The following is a 15,593-nucleotide window of genomic DNA, read 5'->3' on the forward strand; positions in this document are numbered from 1 at the left end:
TCTTGTCCGAGGTTGCGGTACGCCCCCCTAGAACACGTTCTAGTCTGTGAAACCATGGGATTTCTGAAGCCGGAGCTGCCGCAGCTCGACATGGCCGAATGGAACAAGGGCACCCGCAGCGAGAAGATCCGGCCGATGGCCAAGCACTGGGCCGAGGTGGGCTTCGGTACACCGGTGGTGCTGCATCTGTTCTATGTCGTCAAGATCCTGCTCTACATCCTCGGTGCGTGGCTGTTCGCGTCGGCCACCAACGGTCTTGGCGGGTTCACGCGCGTCGCGTCGTGGTGGTCGGAGCCGATCGTCTTCGAAAAAGTCGTGCTGTACACGATGCTCTTCGAGGTGATCGGGCTGGGTTGCGGCTTCGGCCCTTTGAACAACCGGTTCTTCCCGCCGATGGGCTCGATTCTGTACTGGATGCGCTTCGGCACCATCCGGCTGCCACCGTGGCCCGATCGAGTGCCACTCACCAAGGGCACGAAGCGCAAACCGGTCGACGTCGCGCTGTACGGCCTCTTCCTTCTGGTGACGCTTGCGGCGCTGTTCGCCGACGGCACGGGACCGATACCCGAACTGGGCACCACGATCGGGCTGCTGCCCGCCTGGAAGATCGTTTTGATCCTCGTGCTTCTGGCGGTGGCCGGGCTGCGCGACAAGGTGATCTTTTTGGCCGCGCGTGGCGAGGTCTACGCGACCATGGCGGTGACGTTCGTGTTCGCCGCGCCCGACATGATCGTCGGCTCCAAAGTGGTGTTCCTGGTGATCTGGATGGGTGCCGCGACATCCAAGCTCAACAAACACTTTCCGTTCGTCATCTCCACCATGATGTCCAACAACCCGTTGGTGCGGCCCCGCTGGCTGAAACGACGCTTCTTCGAAAGCTTCCCGGATGACCTGCGGCCGGGACGGCTGTCGCGCTGGATCGCACACCTGAGCACCGCCATCGAGATGTTGGTGCCGCTACCGCTGTTCTTCTGTCACGGCGGCTGGCCCGTCACGATCGCCGCCATCGTGATGGTCTGTTTTCACCTGGGGATCCTGGTGTCGATCCCGATGGGGGTGCCGCTGGAGTGGAACGTCTTCATGATCTTCGGTGTGTTGTCGTTGTTCGTCGCGCACACCCACATCGGGCTGCACGACCTGAGACACCCGGTGGTGGTGGCGGTCCTGTTCGTCGTCATCGCGGGAATCGTCGTGTTGGGCAACATGTTTCCGCGTAAGGTCTCATTCCTCCCGGGAATGCGTTACTACGCCGGCAATTGGGACACCACGCTGTGGTGCATCAAGCCGTCGGCCAGTGACAAGATCAGCCGGGGCATCGTGGCGATCGCCAGCATGCCCCAGGCCCAGCTGGAGCGGTTCTACGGCAGCCCCGAGGCGGCCCAGATACCGATCTACATGGGATATGCGTTCCGCGGCTTCAACACTCACGGCCGCGCGCTGTTCACGCTGGCACACCGCGCCATGGCGGACCAGAACGAGGACGACTACGTCATCACCGACGGCGAGCGGATCTGCAGCACCGCGATCGGCTGGAACTTCGGCGACGGCCACATGCACAACGAGCAACTGATCGCCGCCCTGCAGGAACGCTGCCACTTCGAGCCGGGCGAGGTGCGAGTGGTCTTGCTTGACGCGCAACCCATTCACAAGCAGACGCAGGCGTACCGGTTGGTCGACGCGGCGACCGGCGAATTCGAGCGCGGCGTCGTCCGGGTAGCCGACATGGTCGTCCGCCAACCTTGGGCCGACGACGTGCCCGTCGAGGTGGTTAGGGCCACGCCAGCGTGACGCTGGGCGGGGAGCGCCACGCTGGCGTGACAATCGCTATGCCTCGGCCCGCACCTCCTGGGCGGCGGCAACCATGTTCCTCAGCGACGCGCTCACCTCGTCGGAATTGCGGGTCTTCAACCCGCAATCGGGATTGACCCACAGCCGCTCGGCGGGAACGGCCCGCAGCGCCGCGCGCAGCGACTCGGCCATCTCGCCCGTGCTCGGCACCCGCGGCGAGTGGATGTCGTAGACGCCCGGTCCCACGCTGTTGGAGAAACCGATGGAGTTCAGGTCGTCCAGCACCTCCATGTGCGAACGCGCCGCCTCGATGGACGTCACGTCGGCGTCCAGATCGGCGATGGCTCCGATCACCTCACCGAATTCCGAATAGCACAGGTGGGTGTGGATCTGGGTGGAGTCCGCGACGCCGGAGGTGGCCAGCCGGAAAGACCCTACGGCCCAACGCAAGTAGTCCTCCTGATCGGCGCGGCGCAACGGTAGCAGCTCGCGCAGCGCGGGCTCGTCGACCTGGATGACCGCGATGCCGGCATCCTGCAGGTCCACGGTCTCGTCGCGGATCGCCAGCGCCACCTGGTTGGCGGTGTCGGCCAGCGGCTGATCGTCCCGGACGAACGACCACGCCAGAATCGTGACGGGCCCGGTCAGCATGCCCTTGACCGGCTTGTCGGTCAGCGACTGCGCGTACTTCGCCCACTGCACCGTCATCGGGTGCTGGCGGATCACGTCTCCGAAGAGCACCGGCGGGCGCACGCAGCGGCTGCCGTAGGACTGCACCCAGCCGTTCTTCGTGGCGAAGAATCCGTCCAGTTGCTCGGCGAAGTACTGCACCATGTCATTGCGCTCCGGCTCGCCGTGCACCAGCACGTCGATCCCGAGGCTCTCCTGCAGCTTGATCACGTCGGCGATCTCCTGCTTCATCCGCCTCTGGTACTCGGCCTCGTCGATCTCGCCGGCGACCAACGCGGCACGCGCCTTGCGGATCTCGACGGTCTGCGGGAAAGACCCGATGGTGGTGGTCGGCAGCGGCGGCAGGTGCAGCCGCGCCTCCTGGCTGGCGCGGCGCTGGGCGGCGTCGCCCCGGTGCGTACCCGACGCGACGATGGAGTCGATGCGGGTCCGGATGCGGTCGTTGTGCAGGCGGGGGTCGCTCTTGCGGGACGCCACCGCGGCGTTGGACGCCGCGATCGCGTCGGCGACCGCATCGCGCCCCTCGTTCAGTGCGCGAGCGAGCGTCACCACCTCGACGACCTTCTCCCGGCCGAACGCCAGCCAGCTGCGCAGCGCGTCGTCCAGGCCGGTCTCGGGCTCCAGCGAGTACGGCACGTGCAATGTCGAACACGACGTCGAGACCGCGACGGTGGCCGCCGAACGCTGCACGGTTGCCAGCTTGTCCAGTGCCGCTTCGAGATCGGTGCGCCAGATGTTGCGCCCGTCCACGACACCGGCCACCACGGTCTTGGTGGCCAGTTCTGGCACCGCCGCAATCGCGGTGTCGGCGCCGTAGACCAAGTCGACGCCGATCGCCTCGACGGGCGTACGGGCCAGCGCGCCCAGCGAGTCGCCGGGGTCACCGAAGTAGGTGGCGACATAGATCGCGGGTCGGTTGCTCACCTTGCCCAGCGCGTTGTAGACCGCTTCGGCCAGCGCCGGTGCGTCGGGGGAGATGTCGGTCACCAGCGCCGGCTCGTCGATCTGCACCCACTGCGCGCCGCTGTCGGCCAGCAGTGACAGCAGCTCGGAGTAGACCGGCACCAATTCCTGCAGGCGCTCGATCGGCGCGCCGCCACCGTTGACGGCCTTGCTCAGCAGCAGGAAGGTGATTGGCCCGATGACCACCGGGCGGGCCGGAATTCCTTGCTCGACAGCCTCTTTCAGCTCCGAGAGCACCTTGTCCGCGTTCAGGGCGAATGACGTCGCGGGCTCGATCTCGGGAACGATGTAGTGGTAGTTGGTGTCGAACCACTTGGTCATCTCCAGCGGTGCGACGTCTTTGTTGCCGCGCGCCGCGGCGAAGTAGCGGTCCAGGTCGTCGGGAACCTGCGCGGCGCGGTCGGGCAACGCACCCAGCATGACCGCGGTGTCGAGCACCTGGTCGTAGTAGGAGAAGGTGTTCACCGGGACCGAGTCCAGGCCGGCGTCGGCCAAGCCCTTCCAGGTATCGCGCCGCAGGGCGGCTGCGACCTTCTCCAGGTCGGCCCGGCTGGTGCGTCCGGCCCAGTAGCCCTCGGTGGCGCGTTTGAGTTCGCGCTTCGGACCGATGCGTGGTGAGCCGACGATCGTTGCGGTAAATGCTTGAGGGGTCACGATATTCGTCCTTCAATCGGCATGGTGGCCACCGCCGGCGGACGTGCAGCCGATCCGATAGCGGTGCGTACCCAGGTACCAACCGCAACGGCTGCAGCCTAACGCCCATTCCACGAGGCGATGAGCCGCCGGACGCGGCGCGCCCGGCGCAGCTGGCAGGTCTCCGGACTCGCAGGCGTGCACCCGTTGGTGCTCCTAGTGGCCGTCGCTTCCCAGTCTTGCGACCAGTGCTTGTGACGGCGGTCGTTCCTGCATACCGTTGCGGGACAGTCCCGGATTCTCACCGGGTTCCCTCTTGCGAAGCGTTACTAACGTTCGCTTCGCTCGATGCTTGCGGCGCGGTTGCGACGCAGGCAGACCAGCTGCGAGAGGTAGCTTAGTCAGTCCGCCAGCGCTTCCGCGATCGGGACGTCGCCGTTGTTGAAATCGATGGTTCGCCGGATGGTCGAATCGTCGGCCAATGCGGCGGCCGCGACGAGCGCGACGTCGGCGCGCGAGACCTGCCCTTTCGCCCGGCCGACCGCGATCTTGCCGGTCGCCGGGTCGAGGGTCAGCCGGCCCGGCCCCAGCACCGTCCAGTCCAGGTCGCTGTCGCGTAGGTGCGCGTCGGCGGCGGCCTTGGCCTCGGCGTAGGCGAAAAACGGATCATCCTGCGGCACACCGTGATCCGGGCCCGCACCGAAGTAGGACACCATCACGAACCGCTTGACGCCCGCCTGTGCGGCGGCGTCGACCACCCGGATCGCGGCGTCCCGGTCGACGGCATAGGTCCGCTCCGGATTGCCACCGCCCGCCCCGGCCGAGAAGACGACAGCGTCATGCCCGGTCACCAAGTCCGCCAGGGCGTTCGTGTCGAGCCGCTCGATGTCGGCCACCACCGGCTTGGCACCGGTGGCGGCGACGTCGTCGGATTGATCGGGATTGCGGAAGACAGAGCTCACCTGGTCGCCCCGCTGGGTCAGGTCGCGAGCGAGCTGCAGCGCGACCTTGCCGTGTCCGCCGAAGACGATGATCCGTGCCATGCCTTCGACGGTACCGAGGCTCGCCCGATGGTGGCGGCCCGCTTCGCGCGGCTACGCCGCGCTCGCGACCACCACGGGTTCGATGGTGGCGGCCCGCTTCGCCCGGCTACGCCGCGCTCGCGACCACCACGGGTTCGATGGTGGCGGCCCGCTTCGCCCGGCTACGCCGCGCTCGCGACCACCACTAAAGCTTCACCCGTCCCATGATGATGTCGATGATCGGCTTGCCGGGCGGGTAGGCGTTGGTGAGCGAGGCCATCGTGTGCCCGTAGTCGACCAACAGCGTGATGCCATTGATGCCGAAGGCGGCGGCGCTGTTCAGGAACGCCATCACGTCGCCCATCTGCTCCGGGGTGTGCACCTTCGAGCCGGTCTCGTCGCGGTAGTCCTGGGCGAACGTCAGCCACAGGTCGGCGTTGGACTGGGCCAGCGGGGTGTCGGTGGGACCCGGGCAGATCGCGTTGATCCGAATGCCCCTCTTCAGCAGGGGGTAGCCCTGGGTCGCGACGTAGGCGTTGACGACCTTCTTGGAGAAGCCGTAGTGGATGATGCCCTCGGCCTCGTGCGCCTTGACCCACTCCTGGGCCGACGCGAAGTCCGGCGTCGCCAAGAATTCGGTCAGCAGGTCCAGGTCGTTTTCCCAGCCCATGCCGGCGACCGAGGAGATGAAACAGATCGCCGAGCCCGACGGAAGCTGGTTGCGCTCGAGCAGGCGCTCGATCAGGTGCCGGTGGCCGAGGAAGTTGATCGCCATCAGGTCGGTGGTCCCGTCGGCGATGCCGGCGGCGGAGAACACGGCGTGGATCGGGCCGTCCAGCTGTTCGATCGCGGCGTCGATCGACGCGGTGTCGCGCAGGTCGACCTGAATGGACTTGGCGACGTCGTACTTCACCGGCGCGTAGTCCATCACGATGACTTCGGCGCCCAACTCGGCCGCTGACTTGGCCGCCGCGGCGCCCATGCCAGTCGCGCCACCGACGACGAGAGCGCGCTTGCCGTCGTAGCGCAACCGATCGACAATGGTCATGGAAATCCCCTTCTCGGATAATGCCAACGCGGTTCTAACTGCTCAACTGTATGGGTAACAGTTATTTGGTTCAATACCGGGGCGGGTTGGTGAGGGTTTACTTGCGGGGGACGGCGACGCCGCGCAGCACGGTGTCGCGGGCGTGCACCAGACCGGCGCGGGTGCCGATGTCTTGCAGGATGTTCTCCGGTATCCACTGCAGGCCGACGACACAGCGGGACAACATCGCGGTGGACGGCGCGTCGACGCCGATTTCGCCCGACCGGATGCCCTCGGAGAGCAGCATTTTCATCTGCCGCAGCCGAGTGGCGTACAGCCAGCCGGGGTTGGGCGTGTCCGGGGGCGATTGGCGCATCCAGGCCAGCTGGATCCGGAATTCGTCGGAAAACCGGTCGAGGGCATTGACGTTGACCCAGCTCAACGCGTCCAGCTTTTCGATCGGTGTGGATTCCGAGCGCAAGACGCTGACCCAGCCCGCCTCGACCTTCCGGCCGAAGGATTCCATGATCGACGCGAGGAGTTCGTCCTTGGACCCGATCACCCGATACACCGTTCCGGTGCCGAGACCGGCCGCCGAGGCGATGTCCCTGATCGTGGTTACCTCGTATCCTCGACGGCCGAATTCGGCCCGTGCCACCGCACGCACCGCGGCCGCCTTGTCGCTCGGGTCCGCGTCGCTGTCATCGGACCATGTCGCGATCGCGTCGCTGGCTGCGGTGAAGGCTTTGGAGCGGTCCAGTGCCGAGTCGGTGGGCGGCCGAGTTGCCAAGCCTTCCAAGATGATTCGGCACAGCAGCCGGGCCACCTGGTCGGGGGCGGACTTGTGGCGCATGACATCGAGCCCGACCTGCAGCATCGTTTGGCAGATCCGGTCGGCCAGGGTGGGAAGGTCGATGTCGGATTTGATGTAACCGCTCCACCGGGCGGCTCGCAGCGTCTGCAGCATCGCCTCCTGGATCGCCACGGGCCGTTGCTGCGTCAGCTTGATCAACTCCGGGTCCGTACTCGGCCCCTCGTAGAACGACATCTGCAACGCGGCGCGGTGTTCCACGGCGCAGTCGGCGATCGCCGAACCGAGTTCGATGATCTGTTCGGCGGCCGGGCGGGAGTCTGGTTCGTCCAGTCTCGCCTGGGCCGCCCGGCCGATGCGCTCCAGGTCGTCCTGGTAGCGGCGGATCAGCTCGACCAGGATGGCCTCTTTGGATTCGAAGTGGTGATACAGGCTGCCGGGAAGGATGCCTGCCGCGTCGGCGATCTCCTGCAGCGACGTCCGCAGACCCGAGGATGCGATCAATGACGCCGCGGTGGCGAGGATTTCGGCGCGGCGGGTCGGGGATTCGGCTGTGCCGCCGGCGCGCAGTGACTCGGCCTTGGCCATGGTCAGCGGTGTGCGAATCCGGACGATTGCGGGTCGGCGAGCATTCGCGTTCGTCCTCTCTAGCCGAACCAAATCTTTGTTAGAGGCTATCAGACTGCGCGCGGTGAATGCCCTGCACAAAGCCGTGAAAGCCCCATTCTAGAGCGGTGGGCCATCCCAGCGGTCGCGCGCGACCACTTCCTCGAGCGGCCGCCGGCGCGCCGGTGAAAACCTGCGGCCCGACCGCAGGCGGCCCACTGGCAGGAGGCAGCCCTGAACGTAGGTCGGCGGGATGCCGAGCAGGTTCCGGATTTCCGCTTCGTGATGCAGATGCAAGGTGGTGATGCACGTCCCGTATCCGCTGGTGTGCAGGGCCAGCTGGAAATTCCACACCGGCGGGAAGATGGAGCCGTACAACGTTGCCAAATGAAACGATTCATCGCCCTCGATGCGAGGCAAATACGGTTCATAGCAAGGGATTACCAGCAGCGGCACGCTCGCCATATTCTCGACCAACCACTCCGTCGACGACATCACCCTGCTCTCCGGAGTTCCCGCGGGCATGAGGTCGGCGATTAGCTGTCCACCTACCCGTAGCAGGTAGGCCTGGCGATACAACCCGGCGATTTCGGTGCGCAGCGCCGGATCCGAGATCACCAGCCAGCGCCATGCCTGGGCATTCGACCCGTTCGCCGCCTGCAGGGCGATGCGCAGGCAGTCGCGGATGTCGTCGAGGTCGACCGGCGCGTTGAGGTCGAGCGATTTGCGCGCCGACGGCGTCGCGGTGAGCAGGTAGTCGATCTCCATCAGGCCCCGCCTCTCTTGGCAAGGCGCGCACCGAGTTCGGTGAGGTAACCATCGGGACCGCCGAGAAACGCACTCCAGCTCAGCAGGCGCTTGAGGTACAGGTGGGCATCGTGCTCCCACGTGTAGCCGATCCCACCGAACACCTGGATGGCGGTGTCGGCCACGGTGGCCAGCCGTCCCGCGAACGCCTTGGCCCGCAGCGCGGCGAGATGGCGCTCTTCGCCCTGTTGGCTATCCGCTTCGGGGTATGCGTCGCTGGCCCACAACGCGTGGATCACACCGCTGCGGGCCAACTCGACCGTCTCGAACATGTCCACACACAAATGCTGGACGGCCTGGAAGGAGCCGATCGGCTGACCGAATTGCGTTCTGCTTTTCGCATATTCGACGGCGAGGTCCATTACGGCGCGCGCGGCGCCGAGCGCGTCGGCCGCGGCGGCGATCAGCACGTCGTCGATCACCGCCGCTTGGTCGTGCGCGGACGCCGCGGCCAGTCGTTGTGCGGGTGCGGAGTCGAACGTGACGCGGAAGTGCTTACGGGTGGGGTCGATGCCGTGCTCCGCGGTGACCGAAAGCCCGGACGAGCCGGCCCGCACCGCGAAAAGCGCAGTGTCGTCGGCGTCTTCGGCGACCACGAGCAGAACATCGGCGGCCGCGGCGTCGGGCACCGCGGCGATCTCACCGCGCAAGCCGATGGCGTCATCGCGTCGGCTCGCGACGATCGAGGCGTTCGCCGAATCCGGGAAGCAAACGGTGGCCACCGTGCTGCCGTCGGCGATGCCGCGCAGTAACTTCGGTGCGATGTCGTTGTCCCCGAGCCGGGTCAGCGCCCGCGCGGCGGCCACCGCGGTCGACAACCACGGGCCCGGATGCAGCGCGGCGCCCAGCTCCTCGGCGACGATGCCCGCCTCGACCATCGTCATGCCGGCGCCCCCGTACTCCTCCGGCACCAGCAGCCCGGTGGCACCGAGATCGGCGAGACCGCGCCAGACCGCCTCGTCCGTTCCGGCCGGATCGCCCAGCAGCGGACGGACATGTTGCGAAATCGATGCCTTCTCAGCGAGAAAGCGCCGCGTGGTGTCGCGCAGCGCCACCTGCTCGTCGGTGAGTTCGAGGTTCATTTGCGCGGCAGCCCCAGCACTCGTTGCGCGGTGATGTTCTTGTTGATCTGCGTGGTACCGCCCGCGATGGTCAGCGACCGCGACGTCAGGCGATAGTTCGCCCATGGCGCGCCGGCACCCTGGGTGCCCAGGGCGTCGAAGGCCAGCGCGGCCAGGTCCTGGCCGATCTCCCCCCACACGGTCTTTGCGAGGCTTGCCGAGCCGAACGCGTCACCACCATGCAGCGTCGCCGAGATCGACCGCTGACACAGGACCTCGAGATACTTGATGCGGACCGCGATTTCGCCGAGGCGCCGCAGCGTCACCGGATCGCTCAGCGTGCCGGCGCCGACGAGGTCGTGGACCAGCTCTTCGAGCCGGGCTTGCATCTCGGCGTACAGCCTTGCGGCCCCGGCGCGCTCGTGGCTGAGCGTCGTGGTGGCCACCTGCCAGCCCGCGTTGAGCGGACCCAGCAACGCGTCAGCCGGCACCCGCACGTCGTGAAAGAAGACCTCGGCGAAGTCGGCGTCACCGTTGAGTGTGACCAGCGGGCGGACCTCGATGCCCGGTAGCGTCATGTCCACGATCAGGCAGGAGATCCCCTTGTGCTTGGGCGCGTCGGGATCGGTGCGCACGTAGAGCTGACACCAGTCGGCCCGATGCCCCAGGGAAGTCCAGATCTTCTGGCCGTTGACGACGAAGTCGTCACCGTCTCGCACGGCGCGGGTGCGCAGCGCCGCGAGATCGGACCCCGCCTCGGGCTCCGACATGCCCTGGCACCAGATGTCGTCGGCGCGCATCATGCGGGGGAGCAGGGTGAGCTTCTGCGACTCGGTGCCGTACTGCATGATCGCCGGGGCGATATTGTTGAGTCCAATCACGTTGAGCGGCATAGGAGCTCGAGCCCGGGTGGTCTCTTCGGTGTAGACCAGCTGCTCGAGCACCGTTGCGCCGCGTCCGCCGTATTCGGGGGGCCAGGACACTGCGGCCCATCCCGCGTCGGCCATCGTCGCGTTCCATGCGCGCAGCATCTCGAACGCGGCGTCGTCGCGGCCGGTCGGCCGGCGGGCCGCCACCAGCTCGTCGGTGAGGTTGCGCGACAGCCAGTCACGCAGCTCGCTGCGAAACTGTTCCACTTCCACCGGGTAGGAAAAGTCCACGTTCCTCTGTCTTCAGCGTCGTCTTTGGCGTCGGAAAACCTTGTGGCCAAGCCGGACTTTACGGTTGAGCAGATTGTTGGTCAATCAACTCCCTCGGGGTTCGGGGAAGGCCACCTCGGCATTACCCGGCATCGGGCTGACACCCCGTCGATCACACACTTCGAGCACCTCGTCCACGATCGACGCGGGCACGATGAAATTCTCCGTCGAGGAGATCTGCTCGAGATGCGCCTCGATGTCCTCGGCGGTTGGACGGCTCTCGGCGTCGGCGAGCCAGCCTTCGGTGAGGCCGACGAACACCCGCGCATAGCGGCCGGCGGCCGCGGAATAGTTGCGGTGGGTGAACGTGCAGGCGGTGCTGGCCAAAAACGTCACCAGCGGCACGACGAGCTCCGGTCGGATCGCTTGCATGAAGCCGGATTCCGCGAGGAACTTCTCGTCACCGACCGTCTCGGTCACCATTCGTGAGAAGCCGGTGGGCATAACGGAATTGGCGAGTATTCCGTGCGGCTCGCCTTCGATGGCGATGACGTTCGTCAATCCGACCAGGCCGGCCTTGGCCGCCGCATAGTGGGCCTCCATCGGCTGGCCGAAGATCCCGGCGGACGACGAGATGAACACGAATCGTCCGCCCCCGTTGTTCTTCATCACGCGATATGCGGGCTGGGACAGGTGAAAGCCGCCGTCGAGGTGCACGCGCAGCATCCGCGTCCAGTCTGCGTACGAGAGGTCCTCGAAGGGCGCGCTGCCGAAAATGCCGGCATTGCTGACGACGGCGTCAAGGCGCCCGAATGCGTCCACCGCCGCATCGATGATCGCCTGACCGCCCGCGGCGTTGTCCACGGAGTCGTACGACGCGATCGCCGTGCCGCCGGCATTCTTGATCTCGTCGACCACGTCGTCGGCGACTTTTGAGTCAGAACCGTCGCCGCGCATCGAGCCGCCGAGGTCGTTGACCACCACCGCCGCACCCCGGCGGGCCAAGTCCAGCGCGTACAGCCGACCGAGCCCCCGACCGGCACCGGTTACCACCGCCACCTGCCCGGTGAAGTCAAGCATCGTGTGCTCCCGCTTCGTTGACTGCCGTGCAGCCGGACTTTACGGTGGAACAGATATTTGGTCAACAATCCGGAGGTTGAGCGTGGACGGCGCCCGTGCCGACCGGCTGCAGGTCCTGGGCATGCTCGCTTCCGCGCTGGCGGGCCAAGCCGTCGCGGTCGACGGGCTGTCACGGGGCGAACCGGCGTGGACAGATGGCCAGATCATCCACATTGATGCCGCCGCGGGCCCGCTCGCGCAACTGGAGGCCGTGGCGGTGCAAGCGTCGATGATTGCCGCCGGCAGCCTGGCGCCCGAAGTGGTGGGCACGCTGGTTCGGCACCGCAAGCTGGCAAGGCGCTACCTGGCGGTCGAAGGCCACCGGGCATTGGTCGCGAATGCACCCTTGCTGCCAAGCGTTTTGGCGTCGCTGGGCGACCGCGACATCGCGGTTCGCAGCGCTTCGCCCCGCGCTTCCCTCGCCATCGCGGCCTCGCGGGACGCGCTCGACGACCCGGCGCCGGAGTTCGGCGTGATTCGTGCGGCCAAGGTCATTGCCGCGTGCGCCCGGGCGGCAAAACAAGACGACGCCGCGAAGCCCGAGCACGCGCCGCGGCGTAATGGCGCAACGGAACTCGAGGAGCTCGACGACGGCGAGGTCGACGACTCCGACGATCCCGACCTGTTCACCAGCCCGGTAGGCGGGGGCGGATTCATCGGCAAGTGGTTGAAGAAGATGCTGTCGTCGGCGCGCAAGACCGGAAGAGGGGGCGGGCCACCCGGCGCGGACAACGCGACCCATCGCACCAACTCCGGCAAGCGCGGCGCATACGCCGTCACATCGCTGGCCTCGACCTCCGGCGGCGACGACGGGGACGCCGACCACGAGGGCCAAACCGCCGCGGACGGCGTGCGGTATCCGGAATGGGACGTCGCGCGCAAGAGCTACCGGCCGGCGTGGTGCACGGTGCGCGAGGTCGAGCCGCAGATCAAGGCGTCGGCAACCCAGGCCATCGACGACGCCATCGGCGTGCGCCGGCCGCTGTCGCGGCTCGGCATGGGCCTGCACCGTCGGCACCGGCAGTCGCAGGGCGACGACATCGACATCGACGCGGCCGTCGAGGCCCGGGTCGAGGTGCGGGCCGGGTCGGTGCCCGACGAGGCCGTGTACCTCGACAGCCTGCGGCGCCGTCGCGACCTGTCGGTGCTGCTGCTGCTCGATGTGTCCGGCTCGGCGGCCGAACCCGGAACAGTCGGGCGCACGGTGCATGAACACCAGCGCGCGGCGGCCGCCAACCTGACCGTGGCGTTGCACGATCTCGGTGACCGCGTCGCGCTGTACGCCTATTACTCGCAGGGCCGGCGCGCGGTGAGCATGGTGCCCGTCAAGCGGTTCGACGACCAGCTGAACGCCCAGGTCTTCAGGCGACTCAATAGCCTTGAACCCGGCGCGTATTCGCGGCTGGGCGCGGCGATCCGGCATGGTTCGGCGACCCTGGAGGCGCGCGGCGGTACGTCACGGCGGCTGCTGGTGGTGCTGTCCGACGGGCTGGCCTACGACCACGGATACGAGCGGGCTTACGGTGCCGCGGATGCGCGCCGCGCGCTGAGCGAGGCCCGCCGCCGGGGGACCGGCTGCGTATGCCTGACGATCGGCGCCGGAACCGACGTGCAATCGCTGCGCCGGGTGTTCGGCAGCACCGCGCACGCGACGATCGCGCGACCCGATCAGCTCGCCGGTGTCATCGGGCCGCTGTTTCGCTCCGCACTGCGATCGGCGGAGGTTCGCCGCAGGGTGTCGGTGATGCCAAGTCGCAGAACGAAGTTGGCGCTCGGGGGCGTCGATGCCGCTCGGTGTGGTACTTGAAACAAACATCTGTTCCGGCTAGGCTCCAATCGCCGGAGGCAGCAGAAGGGAAGCTATGGCCAACGAATCCGGACTTGCTTACGTCAACGGCGGGACCCCCGAGGCGCAGACCGTACGGCCCTATTACCGAGCGGTCGGCAGCGAAGAGGCCGTTTTCAAGGCGGCCTACCGCCAGGGTCTGTCGCTGGTTCTGAAGGGCCCGACGGGGTGCGGCAAGACCCGATTCGTCGAGGCGATGGCGTACGACCTGGGCCGGCCGCTGATCACCGTCGCGTGTCATGACGACCTCACCACCGCGGACCTGGTCGGCCGGTATCTGCTGCGCGGCGACGAGACGGTGTGGGTGGACGGCCCGCTGACCCATGCGGTGCGTGAGGGAGCGATCTGCTACCTCGACGAAGTGGTGGAAGCCCGGCAGGACACGACCGTGGTGCTGCATCCGCTTTCCGACTATCGACGACAGCTGCCGATCGAGCGACTCGGCGTCACGCTGGACGCGGCACCCGGATTCGGCCTGGTCGTCTCCTACAACCCCGGCTATCAGAGCGTGCTGAAGGATCTGAAGGATTCGACACGGCAGCGGATGGTTGCCATCGAATTCGATTTCCCCGCAGCAGATCTCGAAGAAGGCATCGTCGCGCACGAGGCGGGTGTGGACGGGCCCACCGCGGCCGAACTGGTTCGTTTCGGGCAGGCCATCCGCCGGCTGGAAGCCGGCGGGCTGCGCGAGGTCGCGTCGACGCGGGTGTTGATCGCCGCGGGCAGGCTGGTCGCCGAGGGCCTGGGCATGCGCGAGGCGGCCCGCGCCGCGATTGCGGGCCCGCTGACCGACGACGTCGCAGTGGGCAAGGCGCTTGGCGAAATGATCGAGATCTACCTGGCGCCGAGCGGGTCCGGCGGGCCCGACGATTGACGGTGCATATCGCCCCCGCTAGGGTCTGAACAAATATTAGGTTTTCGGATCGGCCCACGCAGAATCCAGTCACCCGGGAGGTCGGATGTCCTACGAGAGCAGCGCAGAGCCGATCAAGGTCGGCTATCTCATGGACTTCAAGCTTCCCCCGGGATTCCCCGAGGAGCTGTTCGCCTCCTTCACCCAGACCTTCGATCTCATCTTCGGACAGGCGGTCGAGCAGGGCCTGATGGATCGGTCCGTGCAGATGATCTATCGCGAGGTGGAGGGTCTGCCCAAGGGGTCGGTCAAGGCGGTGATCGATGCGTATGGCGAGCTCGTCGACGAGGGCTGCCTCGTCGTCTTCGGCCCGAACATCACCGATAACTGCGTGCCGTTGCGAGAAGCGATCGAGGAACGGTTCAAGGTCCCCGCGATCAGCGTGACCGGTACCGACGACTGGCTGGGCGAGTGGACGTTCTCGTTCCCGCAGGGATCGATGACCGACGAGCCGATCTTCCTGGCCGACCTGATCGCCAAACGAGGACTCGCCGAGATCGGGGTTCTGGTCGAGCAGAGCCTCATCGGCGAGAGCTATCTGAAGAACCTGCGAAGTGCCTGTCGGCGCAAGGGTATTCGCATCGTGGCGGAGGTTTCGATAGCCCAGACGGCCCAGGACATCAGCGCCGCGGTCCAGGCGCTTCACGAGGCCAAGGCCGAGGCGATCGTCCACCTGGGATTCGGATTCGGAATCGTCTTTGTCAACCCGGCGCTCGAGGCCCTGGGGTGGGACCCACCCCGTTTCACCACGACGGCGTGGCAGAACGCGTGGGTCAACCCGATCATGTGGCAGGCGTTCATGGGCTGGATCGGCGTCGACCAGTACGACGAGGCGAACCGGATCGGCCAGGACTTCCTCGACACCTATGCGGAACAGTACGACGGCAGTCGCCCCGAGTTCTGCGTGACCGTGGTGAACCGCGACGTCGCCGCGACACTGGTGCGCGCGTTCACCGATGCCCATCCGCTGAGCCCGCGCGGCGTCAAAGAGGCCCTCGAGCGGGTGAAGATGATGCCCGCGGCCTCTGGCGCCCCCGGCACCCGGGTGTCCTTCGGCAAGTGGACGCGGCGGGCCTGGATGGGCGCCGGCTACCTGGTGGCACGCACCCTCGATGCCGACGGCGTCAACTCGCATCTGGTCGATCGTTTCGGGGAGGAAGGCTGACTC

General features: G+C 66.9%; 12 protein-coding genes and 1 riboswitch. Of the genes, 4 read left to right on the forward strand and 8 right to left on the reverse strand.

From position 1 onward, the window contains the following. The first annotated feature begins 54 nt into the window (after window positions 1–54). Window positions 55–1,788, forward strand: a complete 1,734-nt coding sequence (locus AC5Y7E_RS20475; RefSeq protein ID WP_499950551.1) for a DUF3556 domain-containing protein — start codon at window positions 55–57, stop codon at window positions 1,786–1,788. Window positions 1,789–1,824: 36 nt separating this feature from the next. On the opposite strand, the gene metE is transcribed toward AC5Y7E_RS20475, so the two are convergent. From metE to AC5Y7E_RS20515, 8 genes are all read right to left on the reverse strand, one after another. Beyond that, window positions 1,825–4,095, reverse strand: a complete 2,271-nt coding sequence (metE, locus tag AC5Y7E_RS20480; protein ID WP_499950552.1) for a 5-methyltetrahydropteroyltriglutamate--homocysteine S-methyltransferase — start codon at window positions 4,093–4,095, stop codon at window positions 1,825–1,827. 155 nt (window positions 4,096–4,250) lie between these two features. Next, a riboswitch (cobalamin riboswitch) is annotated at window positions 4,251–4,419 on the reverse strand. A 56-nt stretch (window positions 4,420–4,475) separates the two neighbouring features. Next, window positions 4,476–5,117, reverse strand: a complete 642-nt coding sequence (locus AC5Y7E_RS20485) for an SDR family oxidoreductase (RefSeq protein WP_499950553.1) — start codon at window positions 5,115–5,117, stop codon at window positions 4,476–4,478. A gap of 184 nt (window positions 5,118–5,301) precedes the next feature. Next, window positions 5,302–6,144, reverse strand: coding sequence for an SDR family oxidoreductase (locus AC5Y7E_RS20490; RefSeq protein ID WP_499950554.1), 843 nt, complete (start codon window positions 6,142–6,144; stop codon window positions 5,302–5,304). A gap of 97 nt (window positions 6,145–6,241) precedes the next feature. Next, the gene (locus AC5Y7E_RS20495) at window positions 6,242–7,522 is read right to left on the reverse strand and encodes a TetR/AcrR family transcriptional regulator (protein ID WP_499918302.1); all 1,281 of its coding nucleotides are present in this window, start codon (window positions 7,520–7,522) and stop codon (window positions 6,242–6,244) included. A gap of 138 nt (window positions 7,523–7,660) precedes the next feature. Next, on the reverse strand, window positions 7,661–8,308 hold the full coding sequence (locus tag AC5Y7E_RS20500; RefSeq protein WP_499950555.1) for a nitroreductase family protein: 648 nt from the start codon (window positions 8,306–8,308) through the stop codon (window positions 7,661–7,663). After that, entirely contained in the window at window positions 8,308–9,429 is a 1,122-nt protein-coding gene (locus tag AC5Y7E_RS20505) for an acyl-CoA dehydrogenase family protein (RefSeq protein ID WP_499950556.1), read from the reverse strand. Before AC5Y7E_RS20505 ends, AC5Y7E_RS20500 begins: the two co-directional genes overlap by 1 nt. Further along, complete coding sequence (locus AC5Y7E_RS20510; RefSeq protein WP_499950557.1) at window positions 9,426–10,568, reverse strand: acyl-CoA dehydrogenase family protein; 1,143 nt, start codon at window positions 10,566–10,568, stop codon at window positions 9,426–9,428. The genes AC5Y7E_RS20505 and AC5Y7E_RS20510 overlap by 4 nt, the downstream gene beginning before the upstream one ends. An 84-nt stretch (window positions 10,569–10,652) precedes the next feature. Continuing rightward, entirely contained in the window at window positions 10,653–11,627 is a 975-nt protein-coding gene (locus AC5Y7E_RS20515; protein ID WP_499950558.1) for an SDR family NAD(P)-dependent oxidoreductase, read from the reverse strand. Window positions 11,628–11,748: 121 nt separating this feature from the next. Between AC5Y7E_RS20515 and AC5Y7E_RS20520 the strand changes: the two genes are divergently transcribed. The 3 genes from AC5Y7E_RS20520 to AC5Y7E_RS20530 all read left to right on the forward strand — a co-directional run bounded on the left by AC5Y7E_RS20520 (window position 11,749) and on the right by AC5Y7E_RS20530 (window position 15,590). After that, complete coding sequence (locus AC5Y7E_RS20520; RefSeq protein ID WP_499950615.1) at window positions 11,749–13,473, forward strand: nitric oxide reductase activation protein NorD; 1,725 nt, start codon at window positions 11,749–11,751, stop codon at window positions 13,471–13,473. A 55-nt stretch (window positions 13,474–13,528) separates the two neighbouring features. After that, entirely contained in the window at window positions 13,529–14,386 is an 858-nt protein-coding gene (locus tag AC5Y7E_RS20525) for a CbbQ/NirQ/NorQ/GpvN family protein (RefSeq protein WP_499950559.1), read from the forward strand. 85 nt (window positions 14,387–14,471) lie between these two features. Then, window positions 14,472–15,590, forward strand: a complete 1,119-nt coding sequence (locus tag AC5Y7E_RS20530; protein WP_499950560.1) for an ABC transporter substrate-binding protein — start codon at window positions 14,472–14,474, stop codon at window positions 15,588–15,590. Window positions 15,591–15,593: the final 3 nt, after the last annotated feature.

It is taken from the genome of Mycobacterium sp. NGS17 (assembly GCF_059813205.1).